The organism is Pseudomonas sp. R11-23-07 (assembly GCF_003852295.1).
Lineage (GTDB): Bacteria > Pseudomonadota > Gammaproteobacteria > Pseudomonadales > Pseudomonadaceae > Aquipseudomonas.
The window spans coordinates 3923849-3950340 of record NZ_CP027761.1; the positions used below are offsets into that span (position 1 = coordinate 3923849).

Annotated in this window: 23 protein-coding genes; 11 read left to right on the plus strand and 12 right to left on the minus strand. The window is 61.5% G+C overall.

Annotated features, from left to right (window positions below):
• Positions 1-17: 17 nt before the first annotated feature.
• From C4J84_RS17935 to C4J84_RS17955, 5 genes are all read right to left on the minus strand, one after another.
• Positions 18-557: a C40 family peptidase gene (locus C4J84_RS17935; RefSeq protein ID WP_124363826.1), complete on the minus strand. Its 540-nt coding sequence runs from the start codon at positions 555-557 to the stop codon at positions 18-20.
• Between the two features lie 144 nt (positions 558-701).
• The gene (locus C4J84_RS17940) at positions 702-1331 is read right to left on the minus strand and encodes a C40 family peptidase (protein ID WP_124363827.1); all 630 of its coding nucleotides are present in this window, start codon (positions 1329-1331) and stop codon (positions 702-704) included.
• Between the two features lie 213 nt (positions 1332-1544).
• The gene (hda, locus tag C4J84_RS17945) at positions 1545-2249 is read right to left on the minus strand and encodes a DnaA regulatory inactivator Hda (protein ID WP_124363828.1); all 705 of its coding nucleotides are present in this window, start codon (positions 2247-2249) and stop codon (positions 1545-1547) included.
• A gap of 205 nt (positions 2250-2454) precedes the next feature.
• Positions 2455-3528, minus strand: a complete 1074-nt coding sequence (locus C4J84_RS17950; protein WP_124404888.1) for an AI-2E family transporter — start codon at positions 3526-3528, stop codon at positions 2455-2457.
• A 52-nt stretch (positions 3529-3580) separates the two neighbouring features.
• Positions 3581-4621: a DUF2066 domain-containing protein gene (locus tag C4J84_RS17955; RefSeq protein ID WP_124435849.1), complete on the minus strand. Its 1041-nt coding sequence runs from the start codon at positions 4619-4621 to the stop codon at positions 3581-3583.
• Between the two features lie 340 nt (positions 4622-4961).
• On the opposite strand from C4J84_RS17955, the gene purM reads away from it, so the two are divergent.
• From purM to C4J84_RS17990, 7 genes are all read left to right on the plus strand, one after another.
• Positions 4962-6020: a phosphoribosylformylglycinamidine cyclo-ligase gene (purM, locus tag C4J84_RS17960; protein ID WP_124363831.1), complete on the plus strand. Its 1059-nt coding sequence runs from the start codon at positions 4962-4964 to the stop codon at positions 6018-6020.
• On the plus strand, positions 6020-6670 hold the full coding sequence (gene purN, locus C4J84_RS17965; protein WP_124435850.1) for a phosphoribosylglycinamide formyltransferase: 651 nt from the start codon (positions 6020-6022) through the stop codon (positions 6668-6670). The genes purM and purN overlap by 1 nt, the downstream gene beginning before the upstream one ends.
• Positions 6671-6678: 8 nt before the next feature.
• Entirely contained in the window at positions 6679-7392 is a 714-nt protein-coding gene (locus C4J84_RS17970; RefSeq protein ID WP_124363833.1) for a DUF3108 domain-containing protein, read from the plus strand.
• A 358-nt stretch (positions 7393-7750) separates the two neighbouring features.
• Complete coding sequence (locus C4J84_RS17975; protein WP_124367883.1) at positions 7751-7939, plus strand: hypothetical protein; 189 nt, start codon at positions 7751-7753, stop codon at positions 7937-7939.
• A gap of 219 nt (positions 7940-8158) precedes the next feature.
• Positions 8159-10084, plus strand: a complete 1926-nt coding sequence (locus C4J84_RS17980; RefSeq protein ID WP_124435851.1) for an IucA/IucC family siderophore biosynthesis protein — start codon at positions 8159-8161, stop codon at positions 10082-10084.
• Entirely contained in the window at positions 10074-11300 is a 1227-nt protein-coding gene (locus C4J84_RS17985) for an MFS transporter (RefSeq protein ID WP_124435852.1), read from the plus strand. The genes C4J84_RS17980 and C4J84_RS17985 overlap by 11 nt, the downstream gene beginning before the upstream one ends.
• On the plus strand, positions 11297-13411 hold the full coding sequence (locus tag C4J84_RS17990; RefSeq protein WP_124435853.1) for a TonB-dependent receptor: 2115 nt from the start codon (positions 11297-11299) through the stop codon (positions 13409-13411). The genes C4J84_RS17985 and C4J84_RS17990 overlap by 4 nt, the downstream gene beginning before the upstream one ends.
• A 66-nt stretch (positions 13412-13477) precedes the next feature.
• Here the strand turns inward: C4J84_RS17990 and C4J84_RS17995 are convergent, their stop codons facing one another.
• The 7 genes from C4J84_RS17995 to C4J84_RS18025 form a co-directional block, all read right to left on the minus strand.
• Entirely contained in the window at positions 13478-14023 is a 546-nt protein-coding gene (locus tag C4J84_RS17995) for a DUF2058 domain-containing protein (RefSeq protein ID WP_014719402.1), read from the minus strand.
• A gap of 25 nt (positions 14024-14048) precedes the next feature.
• Positions 14049-14882, minus strand: coding sequence for a nucleoside triphosphate pyrophosphohydrolase (mazG, locus tag C4J84_RS18000; RefSeq protein ID WP_124436338.1), 834 nt, complete (start codon positions 14880-14882; stop codon positions 14049-14051).
• Between the two features lie 142 nt (positions 14883-15024).
• Positions 15025-17268: a GTP diphosphokinase gene (gene relA, locus C4J84_RS18005; RefSeq protein ID WP_124363838.1), complete on the minus strand. Its 2244-nt coding sequence runs from the start codon at positions 17266-17268 to the stop codon at positions 15025-15027.
• 119 nt (positions 17269-17387) lie between these two features.
• Positions 17388-18740, minus strand: coding sequence for a 23S rRNA (uracil(1939)-C(5))-methyltransferase RlmD (rlmD, locus tag C4J84_RS18010; RefSeq protein WP_124435854.1), 1353 nt, complete (start codon positions 18738-18740; stop codon positions 17388-17390).
• Positions 18740-19642: a cysteine synthase CysM gene (gene cysM / locus C4J84_RS18015; protein WP_124435855.1), complete on the minus strand. Its 903-nt coding sequence runs from the start codon at positions 19640-19642 to the stop codon at positions 18740-18742. The genes rlmD and cysM overlap by 1 nt, the downstream gene beginning before the upstream one ends.
• A 760-nt stretch (positions 19643-20402) precedes the next feature.
• Positions 20403-21002 carry a tRNA-uridine aminocarboxypropyltransferase gene (locus tag C4J84_RS18020; protein ID WP_124435856.1) on the minus strand — a complete coding sequence of 200 codons (600 nt, stop codon included), beginning with the start codon at positions 21000-21002 and terminating at the stop codon, positions 20403-20405.
• Positions 21003-21007: 5 nt separating this feature from the next.
• Complete coding sequence (locus C4J84_RS18025) at positions 21008-21901, minus strand: LysR family transcriptional regulator (protein WP_124435857.1); 894 nt, start codon at positions 21899-21901, stop codon at positions 21008-21010.
• 152 nt (positions 21902-22053) lie between these two features.
• On the opposite strand from C4J84_RS18025, the gene speB reads away from it, so the two are divergent.
• From speB to C4J84_RS18045, 4 genes are read left to right on the plus strand one after another with little or no spacing between them, the layout of a single operon-like run.
• The gene (gene speB, locus C4J84_RS18030; RefSeq protein ID WP_124435858.1) at positions 22054-23004 is read left to right on the plus strand and encodes an agmatinase; all 951 of its coding nucleotides are present in this window, start codon (positions 22054-22056) and stop codon (positions 23002-23004) included.
• Positions 23004-23426 (plus strand): nuclear transport factor 2 family protein, encoded by a 423-nt coding sequence (locus C4J84_RS18035; protein ID WP_124435859.1) that lies wholly within the window; start codon positions 23004-23006, stop codon positions 23424-23426. Before speB ends, C4J84_RS18035 begins: the two co-directional genes overlap by 1 nt.
• Before the next feature lie 21 nt (positions 23427-23447).
• Entirely contained in the window at positions 23448-25019 is a 1572-nt protein-coding gene (locus tag C4J84_RS18040) for a cytosine permease (RefSeq protein ID WP_124435860.1), read from the plus strand.
• A 23-nt stretch (positions 25020-25042) separates the two neighbouring features.
• Positions 25043-26425 carry a sodium:solute symporter gene (locus tag C4J84_RS18045; protein WP_124435861.1) on the plus strand — a complete coding sequence of 461 codons (1383 nt, stop codon included), beginning with the start codon at positions 25043-25045 and terminating at the stop codon, positions 26423-26425.
• Positions 26426-26492 lie beyond the last annotated feature (67 nt).

Consider the following 26492-nt stretch of genomic DNA (forward strand, 5'->3'; position numbering starts at 1 on the left):
TTGGTTCGGTGTTTGATTCAGGGATTACGCGCCAAGTTTGCCGGCAACACGCGCTTGGCACTCAGGTAAGCATTCTGCCAATACGCCTTCGACAACGTATCCAGCTTCACCGTACCGCCAGTCTGCGGAGCGTGCACAAAACGGCCCTCACCCACGTAGATGCCGGCGTGGCTCACCCGCGAACCACCACCGGTGGCGAAGAACAGCAGGTCACCGGTTTGCAGGTTCTGCTCGCTGACGTCCTGGGCACGCATCACGATCAACTCGCGGGTAGTGCGCGGCAAGGTGATACCGGCCGCATCGCGGTAGACAAAGCCGATCAGGCCGCTGCAATCAAAGCCCGAGTCCGGCGTGTTGCCACCCCAGCGATACGGCGTGCCCACCAGGCCCAGCGCACGGAAGAGCACGTCTTCGGCGGCAGGGGAGAAATTCTGGGTGGAATAGTTGAACACCGGCTTAGGCTTGACGGCTACAGGAGCAGGCGGCGGTGGACGGCTTGCGCAGGCACTGAGGAGTGCGGCGCAAACGAGAAGAAAGAGGCGGGCCGAGGTCGACATGGGCAGAACAATCCTGGTCTGGATGCGGCTTTTGCTGCCGAACGCTGAAAACCAGAACGCGCAAGCAAAGCTCGCGCGAACGGATTACAACAATGTCCAGGGATTCTAGCGCTTACGCGTCAAACTTCAAGTATCACTTTAACTTTACTTACTGGCGGTAACCGTAGACGGGGCCATGGCGAGTGCACGCTTGGCTTCGATGAAGGTTTTGCTCCAGTAGCTGTCACCCAGGTTATCGACCCGCACCCCACCGCTACGACGGCTGCTGGAGTGGATAAACTGGTTATCGCCCAGGTAGATACCGGCGTGGCTGACACGACCGCGACCGGCAGTACTAAAGAAAAGCAGATCACCGGGCTTGAGGTTGTTGCGTGCGACCAACGGTGCTTTCACGTTGATCATTTCGCGGGTGGAGCGCGGCAGATTCATGCCGGCTTCTTCACGAAACAGGTAACCGATAAAACCGCTGCAATCGAAACCGGCTTCAGAGGTGCCGCCAAAACGGTAGCGGGTACCGATCAAGGACATGCCGCGTTCGAGAATGCTGTCGGCCAGAACGGGAAGCTGGTAAGGCTTGCTGCCGGAGAAGTCGGCCAGCTCTTTTTCAGTTGCCAGCTCTTCTTCATAAACAGAAGCAGACTGTGCAGCAACGAATTTAGCCTGATTTTGAACCTGTGGTTTTGGCTGTTCTGCCACCTGCTGAGGGTGGGAAGCGCAACCAAACAACAGGGTAACGAGTGCGAGAGGCACGAGGGGTGCGAAGCGATTTAGCATGGGCACGACCGTGGCTGATGTGTAAAGAAGCCGAGACTATGCCTTCTATCACATCGATTTGCAAATTCAATCGAACTCTTTGTGACTTCCTGTTTGGACCACGCCATCTAAGCCGTTAATCCCACATACAGGCCCTGTGCGTGGCCAAACCGGCCAAAACGCAGGTTTTCTGGCGCCTGGAATTTGCCGAAAGCCTGGAAACACAAGGCTTGGCTACCAGCCTAGGGTTTCCTTGAGGAAGGGAATGGTGAGCTTGCGCTGGGCCTGCAACGAGGCCTGATCGAGCTGTTCGAGCAACTCGAACAACGCGCTCATGCTGCGCGTGCCACGGGTGAGGATGAAGTGCCCGACCTCGTCGGTCAGGTGCAGCCCGCGCCGCGAGGCGCGCAGTTGCAGGGCACGGAGTTTGTCTTCGTCGGACAAGGGGCGCATCTGGAAGATCAACGCCAGCGTCAGCCGCGACTTGAGGTCGGCCAGCTTCACCGGCAGTTCACGCGGCGACGTGGACGCGGCGATCAACAGGCGGCGGCCACTGTCGCGCAGGCGGTTGAACAGATGAAACAGCGCCTCTTCCCAGTCCGCCTTGCCGGCAATGGCCTGCAAATCGTCCAGACATACCAATTCGTATTGTTCGAGGTTGTCGAAGATCCCCACACCGTGGTCCATCAGCTCAGCCAACGGCAGGTAAACCGCCGGCTCGCCCATCTGCTCGAAACGCAGGCACGCGGCCTGCAGCAAGTGGGTACGCCCGACGCCATGCTTGCCCCACAGATAGATCAGGCTTTCAGTCCACCCGGCGTCGGCTTCGCAGAGGCGCTCGACATAGCCGAGTGCAGCGGCATTGGCGCCTGGGTAGTAGTTGATAAAGGTAGCGTCGTCACGCAGACGCACACCTAGGGGCAGCTGAATCGGTTTCATGCTGACTGAACGGCTCCCATCGAACCGTGAGTGGCCTCTGTGTAAAGTTTGCAAAGTTTATACGCGTGGCGCCGGGCGCACAATGCAGCAGACCACAAGCAAAATCAAAGGTTTGCGTTAACCTGTTGGTTTTGCGCGAATTGTTTGACGCACCCGCCACATTAAACAACAAACCCGGCCATGAGCCGGGTTCGTGATAGCGCGATTACAGATCGGGATCTTCAACGCCCGTGTACACATCCGAATCCTTGTACATATCGTGAACATGCCGCACCAGCACCATGATCACCGCCGCCACCGGCAGCGCCAGCAGGATGCCGGTAAAGCCGAACAGCTCACCGCCCGCCAGGATCGCAAAGATCACCGCCACGGGATGCAGGCCGATACGGTCCCCCACCAGCAGCGGCGTCAATACCATGCCTTCCAGCGCCTGGCCGACCATGAACACCGCGACGATGCCCAGCATCGGGTACAGGTCGCCGCCAAACTGGAACAGCCCCGCCACCAGCGCCGCGCCGATGCCGATCACGAAGCCCATGTAGGGCACGATTGCGGCCAGCCCGGCGATCAGGCCGATCAACAGGCCCAGCTCAAGGCCGATCGCCATCAAGCCGGCGGCGTAGATGATGCCCAGCGCCAGCATCACCAGCAGTTGCCCGCGCACGAACGCGCCCAACACTTCATGACACTCGCCCGCCAGGGACACGATGCGCTCCTCGCGGTCACGCGGCAGCAGGCTGCGGATCTTGGCCATCATGATGTCCCAGTCCCGCAGCAGGTAGAACGCCACCACCGGGATCAGCACCAGGTTGGTCAGCCAGCCGATCAGCGCAAGGCTGGAAGCGGTGGCCTGGCTGAGCACCATACTGACGATATCGGTGGTCTTGTCCATGTGTTCACTGATCGCGGCCTTGACCTTGTCGAACTTCCAGAACCCGTCCGACAGCCCAAGCTTGGCCTGGGCCCATGGCATCGCCGTGTGCTGCAACCAGTCGAGCATCTGCGGCGCCAGTTCGTAAAGTCGATACAGCTGCTTGGCCAGCATCGGCACCAGCACCAGCACCAGAACGGTGATGATCAGGGTAAACAAGGCAAACACCGCGATCACACCCCAGGTTCGCGACAGGCCGGCCTTCTCCAGGCGATCCACCACCGGATCGAACAGATAGGCGAGCAGCAACGCCACCAGAAATGGCGTCAGGATCGAATGCAGCAAGAACACAAAAACGCACAGCAGGACAATCCCGCCAAGCCACACCCAACGACGCGTATCCGCCATGAACCACTTCCTCTGTCATTTGCTTCCCGCTTCTATATAGAAGCAAGGCTACTTACCAACGAAAACGTAACTGCGCCTGGGGCTCAGACGCCGCAGCCGGTTGTGCGCCCTCGGCCGGCGGTTGCGGGGCGGGGGTTTCACCCGCCGGCACTTCCTGCAACTTGGCCAGGCTCAACTGGGTGCGCAACTGATCGGCGCTGCCATTGACGCGATACACAATACGAGTGCCATCCACCCGCTGCGGCTGGCCACCAAAGGGCTCGAGCAAACGACCCAGGACGGCGTAGCGCTCCAGGTTCATGCCCTGCACCTCCAGCAACTGTTCGGCGCTGACCCCCGGCTTGACCGCAAAACGCGGCGCGAGCTTCTGGCTGACCGCAAGCAACACGGCGTCGGCGACCGCGCCAGTGTCAGCGCCCTGGACGCTGCCCTGCTCGGTCTTGTCGCCCAGCCACAGGCGCCATTTGGCCTGCCACTGGTTGCCTTCCTGGCGCGCATGCACCGCCAATAACGCATCGGCGCCATAGCGCTCGGAGGCGGCGCGCAGCGGCGTGGCGTCGGCACTTTCCAGGTTCGGCGCGGTGGCGACGACTTGTTCGTCCAGGTCACCCAGCGGCAGGCGCAACGGCAAGCCTCGGTGCTGGGCCGCCCGGCGCAGCGCTTGAGCCACCGCCTGGCCGTCGCCGACCAGGCTGCTGCCTTCGGTAGAGTCGTTCAGCCACCAGCCGAGGATCGAGGGTCGATTGCTGCCCCAGATCGCCAAGCCGGCGTCACGCAGGGCGCGATCGGTGCTGACCGGGTCGAAATCCACCTGCAGGCTTTCCGGCGGGCCGGCGTCGTAGCCGTATTGGCTGATGATTTGTTGCGGATCTTTGCGGACCGCCGCCAGGCCCGGGCCCTCGGCGGCCTTGGCATCGCCGGTCAGGCGGATGACCAGGGTCTGCACGGCGCGCTGGGTGGCCTGGTCGCGCTCCTGGGGCGACTGGCTGCTGACCGGTTCGAGGACTTGATAGAGGCCATTGAGGGTTTCGGCATGACTCGCCAGGCTGACCAACGACAAACAGCCTACAAAAAAGAATTTACACAGACGCATGGAAGATTCCCGAACGACAAATTTAGCGGCTGGAACAGACCGCGTGATCTCGGTTTGGCAAGGCTGTGACACAGCGACCGGTAAAACATTCACGGGTCTCGGTTAGTTTTCATACTGTCATAACGATAGCGGATTCAAGGCTATACCTTAATACGGTGCATTACCGGGCCGATTCGGTTTTTTTTAGACTCATATGCCCTGCCCGTCGGCCCGAGGATGGCCGCTGCCCCTCAAGCCTGATAAAATCGCGCGCCTTCGCAGACCGTCAACGGCTGGGCCTTCGCCAAAAGTGCCTGCCCGCTCGGTCGTTACCCAGAAATCCCCCCTAAAGGCCTGGATCATGAGCAAGCAACCCTCCCTGAGCTACAAGGACGCCGGTGTAGACATCGACGCCGGTGAAGCATTGGTCGAACGCATCAAGAGCGTCGCCAAGCGCACTGCGCGCCCCGAAGTCATGGGTGGCCTGGGCGGTTTTGGCGCCCTCTGCGAAATCCCGGCCGGCTACAAGCAGCCTGTACTGGTTTCCGGCACCGACGGCGTGGGCACCAAGCTGCGCCTGGCGCTGAACCTGAACAAGCACGACAGCATCGGCATCGACCTGGTTGCCATGTGCGTCAACGACCTGGTGGTGTGCGGCGCCGAGCCGTTGTTCTTCCTCGACTACTACGCCACCGGCAAACTCAATGTCGAGACCGCGACCCAAGTGGTCACCGGCATCGGCGCCGGCTGCGAACTGTCGGGTTGCTCCCTGGTCGGCGGCGAAACCGCTGAAATGCCAGGCATGTACGAAGGCGAAGACTACGACCTGGCCGGTTTCTGCGTCGGCGTGGTGGAAAAATCCGAAATCATCGACGGCTCCAAAGTCGCTGCCGGCGACGCCTTGCTCGCCTTGCCATCGTCCGGCCCGCACTCCAACGGCTACTCGCTGATCCGCAAGATCATCGAAGTGTCCGGCGCCGATATCGAGAACATCCAGCTCGACGGCAAGCCACTGACCGACCTGCTGATGGCTCCGACGCGCATCTACGTCAAGCCGCTGCTCAAGCTGATCAAGGACACCGGCGCCGTCAAGGCCATGGCCCACATCACCGGCGGCGGCCTGCTGGACAACATCCCGCGCGTGCTGCCAAAAGGCGCCCAGGCGATTGTCGACGTGGCCAGCTGGCAGCGTCCTGCGGTCTTCGACTGGCTGCAAGAGAAAGGCAACGTCAACGAAACCGAAATGCACCGCGTGCTGAACTGCGGCGTGGGCATGGTCATCTGCGTGGCGCAGGAGCACGTTGAAACCGCGTTGAATGTACTGCGTGAAGCCGGCGAGCAGCCTTGGGTCATCGGCCAGATCGCCAGCGCTGCCGAAGGCGCAGCCCAGGTTGAACTGAAGAACCTTAAGGCGCATTGATGCCTGTCACCTGTGATGTCGTGGTGCTGCTTTCCGGCACCGGCAGTAATTTGCAGGCCCTGATCGACAGCATGCGCACCGGCGACAGCCCGGTGCGCATCGCTGCGGTGATTTCCAACCGCAGCGATGCCTACGGCCTGCAACGCGCCAGGGACGCGGGTATCGAGACCCGCTCGCTGGACCACAAGGCGTTCGACGGTCGCGAGGCCTTCGACCGCGCCTTGATCGAACTGATCGACGCCTTCAACCCCAAGCTCGTCATACTTGCCGGCTTCATGCGCATCCTCAGCGCTGATTTCGTGCGGCATTACGAAGGGCGCCTGCTCAATATCCACCCTTCCCTGCTGCCCAAGTACAAAGGCCTGCACACCCATCAACGCGCCCTCGATGCCGGCGACCGCGAGCATGGCTGCAGCGTGCACTTTGTCACCGAGGAACTCGATGGCGGGCCTCTGGTCGTACAGGCAGTGGTTCCGGTAGAGTCGGATGACTCGGCGCAGACGCTTGCGCAACGGGTTCATACCCAGGAACACAGGATTTACCCGTTGGCTGTTCGCTGGTTTGCCGAGGGTCGGTTGATTCTTGGTGAACAGGGTGCATTATTGGATGGTCAGTTACTCGCGGCCAGCGGCCACTTGATTCGAACCTAGGAGATTTTATGCGTCGCGCCCTGCTCTTCGCCTTTGCGCTGTTCGCTCTGCCTGCCGTGCAAGCGGCGGACCTTCACCCCTTCTCCGTCAGCTACACCGCCGACTGGAAACAACTGCCAATGAGTGGTTCGGCTGAACGCAGCCTGACCAAGAACGGCGACGGCACCTGGACCTTGAACTTCAAGGCCTCGATGATGATTGCCAGCCTGACCGAAACCAGCGTGATCCTGTTCGACAAGGACACCCTGCAACCCAAGAGCTACAGCTTCGAGCGCGGCGGTTTGGGCAAGGCGAAGAAGATCAACCTGGATTTCGACCAGGCGACCAAGAAGATCACCGGCTTTGAAAACAAGGACCCGGTTAACGTCACCCTCGAAAGCGGCATGCTCGACAAGTCCACCTATCAACTCGCCCTTCAGCGCGATGTGGCTGCCGGCAAGAAAAGCATGAGCTACCGAGTGGCCGAAGGTACGGATGTGGATACCTATGACTTCCGCGTTATGGGCCCGGAAAAAGTCCAGACCAAGGTAGGCTCCATCGACGCGATCAAGGTTGAACGCGTGCGTGATCCATCCCAGAGCAAGCGCATCACGCAGATGTGGTTTGCCAAGGACCAGGGTGGCATTCTGGTTGCCTTGCGCCAGGTTGAAACGGATGGCAAGGAATACAACATCATGCTGCAGGATGGCACCGTTGACGGCAAGGCTGTCAAAGGGAGCTGATTGCCCTGATGAGTTAAAAAGAGCCTCGCTGAATGCGGGGCTTTTTTTTGCCCGGATTTTTTGCGTTGAAAGCTCTACCGCTATCGGGAGCAAGCCCCCTCCCACACTTGGAATGCATTCCAAATGTGGGAGGGGGCTTGCTCCCGATAGCGTCAGTAGGTTGCCCCGAACATGAAACTTTTGTCACTTAAGTCATGCCACCAGCACCAAACGCCACGGTTTACGCGGCCTGCGGGAATGTTGCGTTTCCCGCAATAAATTGTTGCGCGCAAAACCAGTTTACTTAGCAAGCTAACAAACCATATAACAAAGGCCTGCGACGACTTGCCGCAGATCAACCAGAGATTGGAGCAAGCAGATGACTGTAAAAGTAACTGAACGCGACGATGAACATATGTCCCATGAAGCGATAGGCCACGGGATTCACATCTGGGACGTACATCAACAAGATTTGCTGGTCGGCATGTTCCACAACGAGAGCGATGCCCACAATTATAAAAACGAACTTGAATCGCTTGAAATGAGACGCCAGGCAGAAGGCTCCTGAAACCCTGACATCGCGTAGACGCCCCGGCCCACGCAGCCAGGTCGCCTACACACAGAAACCCCGCCTTTTTGAGCGGGGTTTTTCGTTTTATAAAGTGCCCGTTTTCCTCTGCATCCTTACGACGGTATAAAAACGTAACAACAAATAGACAATTGGTAATGATTCTCGATAGTATCGCTCCGCTTTTCACTCGGCCCCACGAAAACGGAGTTTGACCTCATGCATGGACACCTCACCACACCGGAACAATCGCTGCTTGGCCGTTGGGGTGAAGCGCTGGCCACGCGTCAATTCCAGGCCAGGCACATCACCCTTCAGACACTGGTCGCCACCTTGGCGCCCGCCTGCGAACGAAGTTTTCAACGCCTGATCCAGGCCCTATTTCGTGAAGGCCTGCTCGATCCCAACACCCTCAGTTATGACGAACACGACCACTGCTGGCTGGTGCTGCCCGACCAGAGCCGCCTGCGCTTTGAGCACCTGCGCCCCGGCCGCATGGCCAGCTGGGATTTGCGAGGCAAGGTCAGCGTCCTGCGGGTTGGGCAGCCTGAACAGACCATCCAGTTCCCGTCGCAGTTGCTGACCTTACTGAATACCCGCCTCGAATCGCCTGCCGCCCCAGAGGTCCTGGACCGCCTCAACACAGAGATCAACGACAGCTTCATCAACGATACCCTGTGCCTGGCCTTCCACGAGCAATGGACGCTCGAGCTGCACGCCTCGATGGACCCCGTGCATCAGCACAACCTGCTCAGCTATCTCAAGCACGCCCCAGAGGTTGGCAACCCGACGTCAGTGCTTGAGCAATGGGGCACGCTCGGCCATCCCTGGCACCCCAACTACAAGACCAAGCTGGGTTTGGCGACAGACCAGGTGATCGAATTCTCGCCTGAGTTCGAAGCGCGTTTCCCGGTATTGCTGTGTGCGCTGCACCGCCAGTACGCCCATGTCGAAAGCCTGGCCGGCACGGCGGATTACTGGCAGTGGTGGCAAGGGCACTTCCCCCAAGCTGCCCGCCAATTGACGGCGCACCTGACCGCACAGGGCCTTGAGGCCCGCGATTATCTGCCGCTGCCTGCCCACCCTTGGCAAGCTCGCCAGGAGCTACCGCAGCTGTTCGCCAATGAAATCGGCGACCAACTGTTGGTGCTCACCGATATCGTTGCATTCACGGCCCACCCGACCATGTCGTTCCGCACCGTTTTGCCTGAGGGCCGCAGCGATGCGCCCATGGTCAAGCTTCCGGTTTCGCTGCGCCTGACCAGCGTGCAGCGCACGGTGTCGCCACGCTCGGCGCGCATGGGGCCGCGGATCAGCCATCTGCTGCAGACCATCCTGGCGCGTGAGCCCGGGCTGCAGAACATCCTAAGCATCGTCCCCGAGCGCCTGGGCATGCATTTCAAGCCACAGCCGGTGAATGACGAGCACTCCCGCCACCTGGCGGTGCTTTATCGAGATAACCCGCAGAGCCTGCTCCAAACCGGGGAAATGGCCGTCCCGGTGGGCAGCCTGTTTGCCACCGACCAGCATGGGCAACCCTTGCTGAGGCAGTGGGTCCGCCTGAGCAAAGGCGCCGACGATGCACAGGCCCTCTGTGCGTTTTTCACGGACTACGCATCCATTGCCGTGCCGGCCCTGCTGGGTATGTACCTGCGTTATGGCGTGGCTTTCGAGGCCCATCAGCAGAATTCCTTTATGGTCATGGGCGCGGACGGGCAAGTCAGCCGCCTGTTGTTGCGCGATTTCGGCGATATCCGGATCGACCGCAAAACCTTGCACGCCCAGGGTCTGGATATCGAACTGCACGATCCGAAAATGACCTTGTACGACGATGCAGGTTTCGTGCGCGACAAGTTGCTGCACACGGTGTTCATGTGCCACTTGGGCGAGCTGGTATTGCTCGGCGCGCGCCACTTCGAGGTTCCCCAGGCGCTGTTGTGGGATGAACTGTCAGCGCAGGTCAGCCAGTGCTTCGATGATGTGCGCAGCGAGGTCGACCCTCAGCGCTGGCTGATCGAACGTGCCGCGCTGCTGGAACAGGACTGGCCGGCCAAGTCGTTCATGCGCATGCGACTGATGGAAAGCCATGCCGATATCGTCGGGCGCCTGCCCAACCCGCTGAGTAGCGCCGCCAATGTCGGCTAACAGCACGGCGCTGCGCTTGCTGGTGGTGATACAGCTGGTGTCGATGGGCGCCATGGAAATGAGCGGCCCTTTCTGGCCATTGCAAATCCAGAAATTGCTTGGCGCCGCCAACGCCCAGTACACCGGCCTGCTGTCTGCGCTGGTGTATGCCGGGCCGATGATGGCGGCGATGGTGCTCACGCCCATGTGGGGGCGCCTGGGTGATCGTACCGGGCACAAGCCGATGATCATCCGCGCGCTGCTGGCGCTGGCGGTGTGCCAGGCGCTGGCCGCCATCACCTACGATCCCTGGCTGCTGGTGGCGATCCGGGTAGCGCAGGGTGCGCTGGCCGGCTTTATTGCGGCCGCGCAGGCCTATGCGCTGGCCTACTGCGGCGATGGCGGTCGCGGGCATATCCTGGCGCGGCTGCAATCCGCCACCGCCGTGGGCTCCCTGGCCGGGCCGGTGTTGGGCGGCTGGCTGATGGACATATCCGGTTTCGCATTGCTGTGCTACAGCGCCACCGCAGTCTGCCTGTTGTGCGCAATAATCAGCGCCTTCTTACCCAACGACTCACCACGATCGAGACCCGCGCGCACATCTAAGCCCGCCGCACTCCCCAAAGGCTGGCTCGGCGCGATGCTGGGGATCATCGTCTTGATCCAAGCAGCCAAGATGATGCCGCAACCGTTCTACGCCTTATACGTTGCCGATGTTTTGCACGCGCCCGCGTGGCTGATCGGCGCCAGCTATGCCGCCAGCGCATTGACCCTGGCGCTGTCCGCGCCGTTGTGGGGCCGCCTGTTTGACCGACATCAACCTGCACACACGCTGCGCATCATTGAGTGGGTCACCTGGGCCTGCGCCTTCACACTGGCCTTCACGGCATTGGCGAATGAATGGTTTGGCTTCCTCGCCAGCCGGCTGCTGTGGGGCGTGTGGCAAGGCGCGCTGTTGCCCGTGGCCTACACGCTGATCGCCAACACCGTTGCACCCAGCCAGCAGGGGTTCGCCCTGGGCCTGGGCAACAGCGCCGCCAAGGCCGGCGCGTTGTGCGGCGCGCTGCTGGGTGGCATCGGCATGGCCATGGTGGGCCTGGCGCACAGCTTCTGGCTGGTCGCGCTGACGTATGCCCTGGCTGCGCTGGGCATCCGCGCCATTCGTTCGCTCACCCGAACACCTGAGACGTCCGTTTTTTCTGTCACTACTTCTAATAACTCAAAGGCAAGGTCATGAACACATCACAATGGGCCGTTCTGCTGCCCCTGCTCGGGTCGATCAGTGCGCCCGTCTGGGCCGATCAAACTGAAGAAACGCCGGCGACCAGCCTGCAACTACAGCCGACGGTGGTCTCGGCCACGCGCAGTGAAACCAGCATTGCGGCGATCCCGGGCTCGGTGCAGGTCATCAATGAAGAACAGATCCGCCAGCAGACCTCGGCAGGACGCCGGGTTGCCGATATTCTCGGGCAACTGGTCCCCGGCATCGCGCCCTCCAGCGGCGGCATGAGCAACTTCGGCCAGACGCTTCGCGGGCGCAATACGCTGATCCTGATCGACGGGGTGTCCCAGAATGCCACGCGTGACAACTTCCGCCAGCTCAACAGCGTGGCACCGGAAAGCATCGAGCGCATCGAGGTGATTTCCGGCGCCAGCAGCGTCTACGGCGCCGGCGCATCGGGCGGCATCATCAACATCATCACCAAGCGCAACAAAGGTGAAGACCTGGCCTTCAGCAGCAAGATCGGCATGACCGCCGGTGACAACCTCAGCCACAAAGGCTTTTCCTACCAGGCATTCCAGAGCGCAACAGGCCGCCAGGGCCCGCTGGACTGGTATGTGTCGGGCAACGCCGTGCAACGCAACGACCAGTTCGACGGTAACGGCAAGCGCATTCCCCAGGACACGTCCCAGGGCAGCAACATGGACACCGACACCTATGACCTGCAGGGTCGCTTCGGCTACGAGCTGGATGACGACAAAAAGCTCAGCCTGTCGCTGCAAGACTACAAAGACGAACAAGACACCCGCTACACCAAGAACCCACGCATCACCAGCGAGGCCGTCGCGGTGAAAGGCCTGGACCTGGACGACCAGCCGTCCACCCACAACCAGGCGGTCAACCTCAATTACGCCGACAAGGACTTCTACGGCCAGGGCTTGCAGGTCGAAAGTTACTGGCGCCGCGCCGATGCGCTGTTCTTCCCGGACTTGTCCCGGGGCCGAGCCGGGGTGTCGGACAACAACAGCGTGCAAGATGTGTACGGCCTGCGCGCCGCCATCGACACGCAAATGCCGGACATCGGCCCGGCGACCGGCAACCTGGTCTGGGGGGCCGACTATGATCATGAAACCTCGCGCCAACGCGGCGACCAGTACCGCGTCAACGGCCTGACCTACACCAAGACCGGTACCACCTTCGAGCTGGGCCCGGACATCCAGACCACCACCAAGGCGATCTTCGGCCAGCTGTCCTATGACATCGGTGACTGGACGTTGCGCGGTGGCGTGCGCCGTGAATGGATCGAGAGCAAGGTCGACGACAGCATCGCCTATGGCGAAATCGTTCAGACCGGCAACCGCGCGACGCTGCCGGGCGGCACCCTCAAGTATGACGACACCCTCTACAACCTCGGCGCGGTGTACCACCTGAGTGAAAACCAGGATGTGTTCGCCAATTTCAGCCAGGGCTTTTCCCTGCCGGATATCCAGCGCTTCCTGCGTGACGTCAACAGCACGTACAACATTCAAGACCTCAATGCCCAGGCGTTGAAGGTCAACAGCTATGAACTGGGCTGGCGTGGCAACTGGGACAAGTGGCTGGCCAATGTCACGGCGTATGAAAACACCTCGGATGTGACGCAGTTCTATGATGCCAATGACCGTGTGCTACGCCTGATCAACCAGAAAGAACGCGTGCGCGGTATCGAAACCAGCCTGACGTATAACGTCACCGACCAGTGGTCGGTCGGCGGCACGTACGCCTATTCCAAAGGCGAGACCCAGCAGAACGGCAAGTGGATCGACCTGCCTGCCACCCGTATCTCCCCGGCCAAGACCACCGCGTTTGTCGGCTATGACCGTGGCGACTACAGCCTGCGCCTGCAGGGCATGCGCCTGGCCAACTATGACGCCGCGTTCAAGGACAACAACGGGCGTGATATCCAGGGCTACACGCTGGTAGACCTGCTGGGCTCGGTAAGGCTGCCGGTGGGTCGCCTCGAAGGTGCGGTGTACAACCTCACCAACCGCAACTACCAGAACATGTTCGCCCAGGCCAACGCCCGCGCGCCGTACCCGAATGCCGAAGGTCGTACCTTCAGCTTGAGCTACGCAGTGGATTGGTAACAGGCTGGCGCTGCACGCTATAAACACAAACCCCGCCTTTTGGCGGGGTTTGTTGTTTTCAGCGGTTTACCACATCAGGTCATCCGGGATCTGGTAGGCGGCGTACGGATCATCCTCATCCGGCACCTGGCTTTCGGTCAGGATATTGAGCTGCACGATACGCTCCGGCGCGCGCTCCTGGATCTTCAGCGCGGCTTCGCGCGGGATCACCTCGTAGCCGCCGCCGTGATGCACGATGGCCAGGGAGCCGTTGCTCAGCTTGTTACGCATCAGCGTGTTGACCGACAGGCGCTTGACCTTCTTGTCATCCACGAAGTTGTAGTAGTCCTCGGTGGTCAACTTGGGCAGGCGCGAGGTTTCGATCAATTGCTTGACCTGGGCCGTGCGGGCCTTGGCCTCGGCTTTTTCCTGCTGCTGACGGTTCAGCTCCTGGTCGCGCTTGACCTTCTCGGCGTGCGCCTCGGCCGCCAGGCGCGCCTGGGTGTCATCGACCTCGGCCTGCCCCTTGTGGACCAGCCGCTGCTGTTTCTGCTTCTCTTTGCCGACCTGTTTGGCCTGCTTTTGGTTGACCAGACCTGCTTTGAGCAACTGGTCGCGAAGGGAAAGGCTCATGGTGCGTACTCACTTAGGCAACTGCTCAACCGCAGCTGGAAACATTCTTTTCCTGGCGTTTGGCTTCGCCCCACAGGGCGTCCAACGTTTCGAGGGTGCAATCTTCTATGGGTTGATGCGTCTCGCGCAATGCCTGTTCGATAAATCGGAAACGCCGCTCGAACTTGGCATTGGCGCCACGCAACGCGGTTTCCGGGTCGACCTTGAGGTGACGGGCCAGGTTGACCGCGGCAAACAGCAGGTCACCGACTTCATCGGCGATGGCTGCCGCGTCGTTATCGGCCATGGCTTCGAGCACTTCATCCAGCTCTTCGCGCACGTTATCCACCACCGGCAACGCCGACGGCCAGTCGAAACCCACCTGGCTGGCGCGCTTCTGCAGCTTGGCGGCACGGGACAGGGATGGCAAGGCTGTGGGCACGTCATCGAGCAGGGACAATTGCTCGGGTGCGTCGGATTTTTCCGCGCGCTCCTCGGCCTTGATCTGCTCCCAGCGCTGCTTGACCTGCTCTTCGCTCAGTTGAGGAATATCCAGCGGTGCATACAGGTCGCCGGTCGGGAACACATGGGGATGACGGCGGATCAGCTTGCGGGTGATGCTGTCGATCACCCCGGCAAATTCGAATCGCCCTTCTTCCCGCGCCAGCTGGCTGTAATAAACAACCTGGAACAACAGGTCGCCCAACTCGCCTTGCAGATGATCGAAGTCGCCACGCTCGATGGCGTCGGCCACTTCATAGGCCTCTTCCAGGGTATGCGGCACAATGGTGGCGTAGGTTTGCTTGATGTCCCATGGGCAGCCGTATTGCGGGTCGCGCAGGCGGCTCATGAGGTGCAGCAGATCTTCAAGTGAGTACATCATCGTATTTCCAATCAGGTATGAACACCGCCGATCCAATGTGGGAGGGGGCTTGCCCCCGATTGCAATGGGTCAGTCAATAAAGGTGCCAGCTGACCCTCCCTCATCGGGGGCAAGCCCCCTCCCACATTTTAAACCGCGTTCATGGGGTGCGATTACGCCGCGTCTCGATGATGTTCGGCAACTGCGATATCCGCCCCAGCAACCGCCCCAGCGCGTCCAGCCCCGGAATCTCGATGGTCAGGGACATCAACGCGGTGTTGTCCTCTTTATTCGAGCGGGTGTTGACCGCCAGCACGTTGATCCGCTCATTGAGCAGCACCTGCGAGACGTCGCGCAGCAACCCGGAGCGGTCGTAGGCACGGATGATGATGTCCACCGGGTACGTGAGCACCGGCACCGGGCCCCAGCTGACCTGGATGATCCGCTCCGGCTCGCGCCCGCCCAGCTGCAGCACCGAGGCGCAGTCCTGGCGGTGAATGCTCACCCCGCGTCCCTGGGTGATGTAGCCGACGATGGCATCGCCCGGCAACGGCTGGCAGCAGCCGGCCATTTGCGTCATCAGGTTGCCCACGCCCTGGATCTGAATATCGCCACGTTTGCCGGGCTTGTAGCCGGTGGCCTTGCGGGGGATCAGTTCCAGCTGTTCGTTGCCGCGCTCCGGCTCCACCAGTTGCTGGGCCAGGTTGACCAGCTGGGCCAGGCGCAAATCGCCCGCACCGAGGGCGGCGAACATGTCTTCGGCGATCTTCATGTTGGCCTTTTCGGCCAGCTTGTCGAAGTCCACCTGGGGCAGGCCCAGGCGCGCCAGTTCGCGTTCGAGCAAGGTCTTGCCGGCGGCGACGTTCTGATCGCGGGCCTGCAGTTTGAACCAGTGCACGATCTTCGCCCGCGCCCGCGAGGTGGTGATGTAACCCAGGTTCGGGTTCAGCCAGTCGCGGCTTGGCGTGCCGTGCTTGCTGGTGATGATCTCGACCTGCTCACCGGTTTGCAGGCTGTAGTTGAGCGGCACGATGCGCCCGTTGATCTTGGCGCCCCGGCAGTTGTGGCCGATTTCGGTGTGCACGCGGTAAGCGAAGTCCAGTGGCGTGGCGCCCTTGGGCAAATCGATGGCGTGGCCGTCGGGGGTGAAGATGTAGACCCGGTCCGGTTCGATATCCACGCGCAACTGTTCGGCCAGGCCGCCGATGTCGCCGAGTTCTTCGTGCCATTCCAGCACCTGGCGCAACCAGGAGATTTTCTCTTCGTACTGGTTGGAACCGGCCTTGACGTCGGTGCCCTTGTAACGCCAGTGCGCGCAAACGCCCAACTCGGCCTCTTCGTGCATGGCGTGGGTGCGGATCTGCACTTCCAACACCTTGCCTTCAGGGCCGATCACCGCCGTGTGCAGCGAGCGGTAGCCGTTTTCCTTGGGGTTGGCGATGTAGTCGTCGAACTCTTTGGGAATATGCCGCCACAGGGTATGCACGATACCCAGCGCGGTGTAGCAATCGCGCATTTCCGGCACCAGCACACGCACGGCGCGTACGTCGTAGATCTGGCTGAACGCCAGGCCCTTGCGCTGCATTTTGCGCCAGATCGAATAGATGTGCTTGGCGCGGCCGCTGATGTCGGCATCGACGCCGGTGGCCTGCAACTCGGCGCGCAACTGGCCCATCACGTCGCTGATAAAGCGCTCGCGGTCGAGCCGCCGCTCGTGCAGCAGCGTGGCGATCTGTTTGTATTGATCGGGTTCGAGGTAGCGGAAGGACAGGTCCTCCAGCTCCCATTTGATATGACCGATACCCAGGCGGTGCGCCAGCGGCGCGTAGATGTCGAAGACCTCGCGGGCGACGCGGTTGCGCTTCTCGTCATCGGCGGTTTTCACCGCACGGATAGCGCAGGTACGTTCGGCCAGCTTGATCAGCGCGACGCGCACGTCGTCGACCATCGCTACCAGCATCTTGCGCAGGTTTTCCACCTGGCCCTGGGTACCCAGCACCATCGATTGGCGCGGGCTGAGGCTGGCACTGATGGCCGCCATGCGCAGCACGCCGTCGATCAGCTTGGCCACCACGGCGCCGAAACGCTGGCCGACGGTCGGCAACGGGATATGCCCTTCACGCACACCGCGATAGAGCACGGCGGCGATCAGCGAATCCTGGTCCAGCTTGAGATCGGCAAGGATCTCGGCGATTTCCAACCCGGTACGAAAGCTCGACGTGCCTTCCGCCCACAGGTTCTTGGCCGCATTGTCCTGTTGTTCAGACTCACGAGCGAACTCGCAGGCTGCTTTCAAGGCTTCACGGTCCAGTGCCGGGTCGACACTGACGGCATGATCCAGCCATGCCTCGAGATTGATACTGCCGTCGGTGTTGATCGGCTGGTGTGCTCTCACCTGTACCATCTTGCTTACCTTCCCTACGACGCACCTTGGATGCGCCAAAAATCATCGCCGACCTTGCTGCAGGCTCCCTGGCATTCACGGCCCTGGAGACTGCAGGCCAGTCGGATTAAACGGGCATCCTAGCCCGCTTCAAATAACGCCATGGCCTCGACATGCGCTGTCTGCGGAAACATGTCGAGGATCCCGGCACGCTTTAGCCGGTAACCTTGCTTGACCAACTCAACCGTGTCCCGCGCCAGAGTGGCGGGGTTGCAGGACACATACACCAGGCGCCTGGCTCCCAGGGCGGCCAGTTTGCGCACAACCTCCTGGGCACCATCGCGGGGTGGGTCCAAGAGTACCGCAGAAAAGCCTTGTTTGGCCCATTCCGCGTCAGTCAGGGGCTGGGACAAATCGGCCTGAAAAAACTGCGCATTATGCAAATTATTGCTGACGGCATTCTCTGCAGCGCGCTCCACCATAGCCTGAACGCCCTCCACCGCAACCACTTCGCGGACCTGCCTGGCCAGTGGCAGGGCAAAATTGCCCAGCCCGCAAAACAGGTCCAGCACCCGCTCATCGGGTTGCGGCGCCAGCCATTGCAGGGCCTGGGCGACCATCGCCTCGTTGACCCCGGCGTTGACCTGCACAAAATCTCCCGGCCGGTAAGCCAGCTCCAAATCCCACGCCTCAAGGCGGAAACCGAGCGCCCTGCCCGGCTCGACCGGTTGCGGCGGCCCCTCGCCCTGCAGCCACAACTGGGCGTCATGGAAGCTGCAAAATTCCTGCAGTACCTGCATGTCCGCGTCAGACAGCGGTGCCATATGTCGAAGCAACACGGCGATGGACGAGCCGCTGAACAGCTCCACATGCCCCAAAGCCTGAGGTTTGCTCAAGCGGCGCAGCATGTTCGGCAGACGCTGCATGATCGGTTGCAAGGCCTGTACCAGTACCGGGCAATCATCGATGGCGACGATGTCCTGGCTGGCCACCGCGCGGAAACCCACCTCGAGTTGTTTCGCCTTGGCATCCCAGCGCACGGCCACGCGGGCACGACGGCGGTAGCCGAATTCCGGCCCGCTCAGGGGCGCGGCCCACTCTTGCGGTTCGACACCGGCCACGCGCGACAATTGCTCGGCGAGCATGCGCTGTTTCAGGGCAAGTTGTTCGTCGTGAGGCAAGTGCTGCACGCTGCAGCCGCCACAGCGGCCAACGTGGGCGCAGGGTGCGGGGCGGCGCAGTTCGCTGGCCTTGAACACACGCTCGGTGCGCGCCTCGACCACCTTGCCGTGGGCGCCGAGCACCCGCGCTTCCACCTCTTCGCCGGCCAGCGCACCGTTGACGAACCAGGTGCGGCCTTCGAAGAACACGATGCCGCGACCGTCGTTGGCCAGGCGTTCTATGGTCAGGCGCTGCTTCTTCCCCACGGGGATTTGCGGGGCCCGGCTGCCGCCCGTCGGTTGGAAGCGCAGGCCTCTCTCGTGCTTGGCCATCAGTTGGGTTCGTCGAAGATGCCGGTCGACAGGTAACGGTCGCCTCGGTCACAGATGATCGCGACGATCACCGCGTTTTCCACTTCTTTGGACAAGCGCAACATACCTGCGACGGCGCCGCCGGACGACACGCCGCAGAAGATGCCTTCTTCACGCGCCAGGCGCCGGGTGGTGTCTTCGGCTTCGCGCTGGGCCATGTCGATGATGCGGTCCACGCGCGCGGCGTTGTAGATCTTCGGCAAGTACTCTTCGGGCCAGCGCCGGATACCGGGAATGGCCGCGCCTTCCATCGGTTGCAGGCCGACGATCTGAATCGCCGGGTTCTGCTCCTTGAGGTAGCGCGAATTGCCCATTATGGTGCCGGTGGTGCCCATGGAGCTGACGAAATGGGTGATGGTGCCCTGGGTCTGGCGCCAGATTTCCGGGCCGGTGCTGGTGTAGTGCGCTTCGGGGTTATCCCCGTTGGCGAATTGGTCCAGCACAACGCCACGGCCTTCGGCGGCCATGCGCTCAGCGAGGTCGCGGGCGCCTTCCATGCCTTCATCCTGGGTGACCAGCACCAGTTCGGCGCCATAGGCGGTCATCGCCGCCTTACGCTCGGCGCTGCCGTTGTCGGGCATGATCAGCACCATCTTGTAACCCTTGATCGCGGCGGCCATGGCCAGGGCGATCCCGGTATTACCCGAGGTGGCTTCGATCAGCGTGTCGCCCGGCTTGATCTGCCCGCGCAGTTCGGCGCGGGTGATCATCGACAACGCCGGGCGGTCCTTGACGGAACCGGCGGGGTTGTTGCCTTCAAGCTTGAGCAACAAGGTATTGCTGGTTTCACCCGCCATGCGTTGCAAGCGGACCAGAGGGGTATTGCCGACGCAATCGGCGATTGTAGGGTACTGCAAGGTCATGGCGTATTCGCAATCCAGACTGCGGGGCGCACATCATACCGGGAAAGGTCGGCGCGCCATATCACGCAAAGTGCGGTGCTTATGGCTTATAGGAATAAGGCAGAGGTGTGGTGCCGATGAGGGCGCCATCGGGGGCAAGCCCCCTCCCACAGTTGATCGCGTTCCAACATGAGAATGCGGTCGAATGTGGGAGGGGGCTTGCCCCCGATGGCCATAGATATCTACACAACTTTGACGTAGCCCTGAACCTGTGGCGAGGGAGCTTGCTCCCGTGGCGACCTGGCGGCCTATAGCTATCTGACTGATGCCGCGCGATCCAAATGTGGGAGGGGGCTTGCTCCCGATGGCGGCCTGACAGCCGACCAGGATGCTGGATCAGGGCGAGTACATATCCGTTGCTGCGGTAACGGCTGCTATGGGTTCCGCCCTTACGGCGTCTCACTTTTGAAAAGCGCAAAAGTAAGCAAAACGCTCTTGCCCCACCACTCGGCACCTCGCTTAGGCTCGGTGTGCCCGTAATCCGACAGTGATTTGGGGGGCCGCCGCCACGCGCCATCCATGGCGCGGGGCGGCTAAACCGGCATCCCTGCCGGTTTACCCCCCAAATCACTATCGGATTACGGCCAGCGTGGTTTAACGGGGCGCCTAGATCAAGAGCAAGATCAAGAGCGGCTCGCTTCGCATCGTGGTTACTTAGGCTGCTACAAAGTTGTGTAGATACCTATGCCCCGATGGCCGCACCTCGATAACCGGCCGGGCTCTAATCCCCACCGCCATGATTTCTCTGAAAAACCTCTTCTCCCATCGCCGCAATCTGCCCCTCGATCAATGCTTCAAAGGGTTTCAACAGCGGCTCAAAGGATGTCGGCGCTTCCAGTACCTGCAACGCTTGCACGATCGCTTCGACCGTCGACAAGGCTCCAGGCCCCGGCGTCTTGCGCAAGCGATACCGGGAGACGCCGCCGTTGGCCAGCGTCACCCGAGGCAACGCTGCCAGCAACGGGTTGAGGTGCAGCAACTTGCGCGCCTTGCGCCAGGTGCCGTCGGGAACCACCAGCAGCAGCGGCTGATCACCAGGCGTATAGGCTTGCAAAGGCTGCGCATCATCGGCCGGGAACAGCAGACGCGCCTGATAACCGGGCGGGTTCAATAACGTCGACAGATCATCGAACACTTCCCCCACCACCAGTTGCGCATGGGTGAGCCCCAACGCCGCCAATCGCGCGGTATTGAGCGCATGGTTGACCTCGCTCGGATGCTGCAACAGCAGCACGCGGGTGCGACTGTCGAGGCTGGGGATCAGCGAACACAAACAGTGGCTGAGTGGTCTGAGGCAACGGGAACACTGGGGTCTGGACATGGTTTTCAGGCCTGGTTGAGCTGGGCTTTGAGTAAATCGCGGAAGGTCTGGATCAGCGGCTCGCGGCTGCGCCCCCGACGCATGATCATCGAAAAAGGCGCCTGGTAGCCAAAGGTCGCCGGCAGCAGCACGCGCAGGTCGCCCTTGTCGGCCCAGGCTTGCGCGTAGTGCTCGGGTAAATAGCCGATGTAGGCGCCCGACAGCACCAGGATCAGTTGCGCCTCCATGCTTTCCACCGTCGCGGCGCTGTGCTTGAAACCATGGCGCGCCAGTTCGGCCTGGCTCCAGTAGCCGCGCCCGACCATGCGCTGCTGGGTGATGACTTGCTCGGGGATGCGCCGCTCGTTGAACAACGGATGCCGGGTGCTGCAATACAGCCAGTGCTGCTCGCGGTACAACGGCATATAGATCAGCCCGCTCATGCGGTTGGAGAATGCGCCGATGGCCAGGTCCAGGCGATTGTCCTGCACCCCCAGTTGCAGTTCATAAGGGCTCAACACCGACAGATGCAAATGTACCGCCGGATGTTCGAGGCTGTAGGCGCCAATCACCTCAGCGAACGGCAGGGCTTTATCGCTGACGGTGGAGTCGAGCACGCCGAGCTTGAGGGTGCCGCGTAATTCGCCCTTCAACGCGGCGGCATATTGCTCGAAGCCTTCCAGCTCGGCCAATAAACGCAAGGTTTCCTGATGAAACAGCTCGCCCTTGCTGGTCAGGCTGAAGCCGCCCCGCCCGCGGTGGCACAGCACCAGGCCCAGCGCCGCTTCCAGCTGGCTCATGTAGGTGCTGATGGCTGACGTCGACAGGTTGAGTTCGTGCTGGGCATTGGCGAACCCCTGGTGGCGCACGACGCTGACGAAGATGCGCAGGAGTTTCAGGTCGGGCAAGGCGCTGGCCATGGGTTCTCCGGATTCAGCTCAAGCGGCGCAGTCTACCCCAGGCTTTAGTTTAGAAAAATCTGAACTAAGTATTTGCCCGTGGCGATTCTTTCGTTTCCATGTATTTCGCAGAATCGGCCCCCAGATAACCACAACAACGATGAGGCAATCCCGTGGACAAGATTTTCCACCAACCACTGGGCGGCAACGAAATGCCGCGCTTCGCCGGCATCGCCACCATGATGCGCCTGCCCCACCTGCAAACGGCCAAGGGCCTGGACGCCGCATTTGTCGGCGTACCCCTGGACATCGGCACCTCGCTGCGCGCCGGCACCCGCTTCGGCCCGCGTGAAATCCGCGCCGAATCGGTGATGATCCGCCCGTACAACATGGCCACCGGTGCGGCGCCGTTCGATTCGCTGTCGGTTGCAGACATCGGCGATGTGGCGATCAACACCTTCAACCTGCTCGACGCCGTGCGCATCATCGAAGAGGCCTACGATGAAATCCTCGAACACGACGTCATCCCTCTGACCCTGGGCGGCGACCACACCATCACCCTGCCAATCCTGCGGGCCCTGCACAAGAAACACGGCAAGGTCGGGCTGGTGCACATTGATGCCCACGCCGACGTCAACGACCATATGTTCGGCGAAAAAATCGCCCACGGCACCACCTTCCGCCGCGCCGTGGAAGAGGGTTTGCTCGATTGCGACCGCGTGGTGCAGATCGGCCTGCGCGCCCAGGGCTACACCGCCGAAGACTTCAACTGGAGCCGCAAACAGGGCTTTCGCGTAGTCCAGGCGGAAGAATGCTGGCATCACTCCCTCGCGCCGTTGATGGCCGAAGTGCGCGAAAAAGTCGGCGGCGGGCCCGTGTACCTGAGCTTTGACATCGACGGCATCGACCCGGCCTGGGCGCCTGGCACCGGCACCCCGGAAATCGGCGGGCTGACCACCATCCAGGCGATCGAGATTATCCGTGGCTGCCAGGGCCTGGATTTGATTGGTTGTGATTTGGTGGAAGTTTCACCGCCCTACGACACCACCGGCAATACCTCACTGCTCGGCGCCAACCTGCTGTACGAGATGCTCTGCGTACTGCCTGGCGTGGCACATCGCTGATGAGCGTGTCAGCGGTGTTAGAGGCAGCGGCCGCGCTGGTCTCGGCCTTCGCTCGCAACGACCGCGCTGCTTACTTCGGCGCGTTCACGGCCGATGCGAGTTTTGTGTTCCATACCCTCCCCCAGCCACTGCTCAGCCGCGATGCCTACCAGGCGTTGTGGGACAGCTGGCGCCGGGACGAGGGGTTCGAGGTGCTGTCGTGCACCTCGAGCAACGCCGTTGTCAGCCTGCACGGTGACGTGGCGATTTTCATGCATGACGTGGCCACTGAGCTGCGCATGAACGGGGAGCATTACTTCAGCCAGGAACGCGAGACCATTGTCTTCACACGGCAAGGGTTGCGCACAGAACAACAACAAGGCCTGTGGCTGGCCTGTCACGAACATTTGTCCGCTATGCCGGAAGGGCTGCCGCCCCCTTAGCCAATGTGATCGGAGCTGATCATGAATAATAAAAACAACCAAAACAGTATTCGCACCATAGAAACCAACGGGGTCGAACAGATCCCCGACCACGAACGCACCGCCGCTCCCAAGGATCTGTTCCGGCTGATCTTCGGCGGTGCCAATACCTTTGCCACCGCCGTGCTGGGCGCGTTCCCGGTGCTGTTCGGCCTGTCGTTCCAGGCCGGGGTCTGGGCGATTGTGCTGGGCGTGCTGGTGGGCGCGGTGATCCTGGCGCCCATGGGCCTGTTCGGGCCGATCAACGGTACCAACAACGCCGTGTCTTCCGGCGCGCATTTCGGCGTGCATGGGCGGATTGTCGGCTCGTTTCTGTCGCTGCTGACGGCGATTGCCTTCTTCTCACTGTCGGTGTGGAGTTCAGGCGATGCGCTGGTGGGCGGTGCGAAACGTCTGATCGGCCTGCCGGAATCCGACCTGACCCTGGGCCTGGCCTACGGCATCTTCGCCCTTCTGGTGCTGACGGTGTGCATTTCCGGGTTTCGCTTCATGTTGTGGGTCAACCGGATTGCGGTATGGGCCGCGAGCCTGTTGTTCCTGCTGGGGATCTTCGCCTTTGCGCCGGCCTTCAACAGCCACTTCGCCGGCAGCGTCGCCCTCGGTCAGAGTGGCTTCTGGGCGGCGTTTATCGGCGCCGCGCTGGTGGCGATGAGCAACCCGATTTCCTTCGGAGCGTTCCTCGGCGACTGGTCGCGCTACATCCCGCGCCACACCCCGAAGCGCCGGATCATGCTGGCGGTGGTCCTGGCTCAGGTTGCCACTTTGATTCCGTTCCTGTTCGGCCTGTCTACCGCGACCATCGTGGCGGTCAAGGCACCGGACTACATCGCCAGCAACAACTATGTGGGCGGCTTGCTCGCGGTGGCACCGAGCTGGTTCTTCCTGCCGGTGTGCCTGATTGCGGTGATCGGCGGCATGTCCACCGGCACCACCTCGCTGTATGGCACCGGGCTGGACATGTCCAGCGTGTTTCCACGCCTGCTGTCACGGGTCAAGGCCACGCTGCTGATCGGGGTGATGTCGATTGCCTTCATCTTTATCGGACGTTTCGCCGCCAACCTGGTGCAGAGCGTGTCGACCTTCGCCGTGCTGATCATCACCTGCACCACCCCATGGATGGTGATGATGATCATCGGCCTGATCGTACGCCGAGGTTTTTATTGCCCGGATGACCTGCAGGTGTTCACCCGTGGCGAAACCGGCGGCCGCTACTGGTTCAGCCATGGCTGGAACTGGCGCGGGCTGGGGGCCTGGATCCCGAGCGCGCTGGTGGGCCTGTGCTTCGTCAACCTGCCGGGGCAGTTCGTCGGGCCGCTGGGCAACCTGGCCGAGGGCATCGACATCAGCTTGCCGGTAACGCTGGGCCTGGCCTCGGTGGTGTACCTGAGCCTGCTGCGGCTGTTTCCGGAACCGGCTGCCGTCTATGGGCCGACGTTTGTGGCGAGGGAGCTTGCTCCCGCTGGACTGCGAAGCGGTCCTGAAAAAGCCGGCTCCAGCTTCGCTGTCGAACGGGAGCAAGCTCCCTCGCCACAGCAAGCGCCTTCTGCACAATAAAAAATAATCGGAGACCCGCCGTCATGGCTTTGGATTTATTCGTCGTACTCATCTACGCCGCCGGCATGCTCGTGCTCGGCTACTACGGCATGCGCCGCGCCAAGACCCACGAAGACTACCTGGTCGCCGGGCGCAACCTCGGCCCGTCTCTCTATATGGGCACCATGGCCGCCACGGTGCTGGGCGGTGCCTCTACCGTTGGCACCGTGCGCCTGGGATATGTGCACGGCATTTCCGGTTTCTGGCTGTGCGCCGCGCTGGGCACGGGGATCATTGCGCTGAACCTGTTCCTGGCCAAGCCGCTGTTGAAACTGAAAATCTTCACCGTCACCCAAGTCCTGGAAAAACGCTACAACCCCATGGCTCGCCAGGCTAGCGCGGTGATCATGCTGGCCTATGCGCTGATGGTCGTGGTGACCTCGATCCTGGCGATCGGCACCGTCCTGCAGGTGCTGTTCGACCTGCCGTTCTGGATCTCGGTGCTGCTGGGCGGTGGCGTGGTCGTGGTGTATTCGACGATTGGCGGCATGTGGTCGCTGACCCTGACCGATATCGTGCAGTTCGTGATCAAGACCGTCGGACTGATGTTCATCCTGCTGCCGATCTGCCTATACCGTGTCGGCGGTTGGGACGAACTGGTAGCCAGGCTGCCGGCCTCGAGTTTCAGCTTCACTACGATCGGCTGGGACACGATCATCACCTACTTCATGATCTACTTTTTCGGCATCCTGATCGGCCAGGACATCTGGCAGCGCGTATTCACTGCCCGTGACGAAAAAGTCGCCCAGTACGCAGGCACGTTCGCCGGCTTCTATTGCATTCTTTACGGCTTGGCGTGCGCTTTGATCGGCATGGCCGCGCACGTGCTGATCCCGGACCTGGAGAACGTCAATAACGCGTTCGCCGCCATCGTCAAAGCCTCACTGCCGGACGGCATTCGTGGCTTGGTGATTGCCGCTGCCCTGGCGGCAATGATGTCAACCGCCAGCGCCGGGCTGCTCGCCGCCTCCACCGTACTAACCGAGGACTTACTGCCACGCTTGCGCGGTGGCAAACAGTCGAGCCTGGGCGTTAACCGCCTGTTCACCCTGCTGACCGGGATAGCGGTGCTGGGTATCGCACTGGTGGTGAACGATGTGATCAGCGCCCTGACCCTGGCCTACAACCTGTTGGTAGGCGGCATGCTGATCCCGCTGATCGGCGCGATTTTCTGGAAGCGTGCAACCACCTCCGGGGCGATCACCTCGATGACGCTGGGTTTCGTGACCGCGTTGGTATTCATGTTCAAGGATGGGCTGGACGCAAACACCCCGATTTACTACAGCCTCGCGGTGGCGTTGGTGAGTTTTGTGCTGGTGAGTGTGGTGTCGCGTAAACCGGGGGCGGTGGCGGCGGGGGCGGTTTGAGGTAAACAGCTTTAGAGCGGTTTCTTCAGCGGGTGCGACAGCGGATGTCGCACCGGTTTTTTATCAT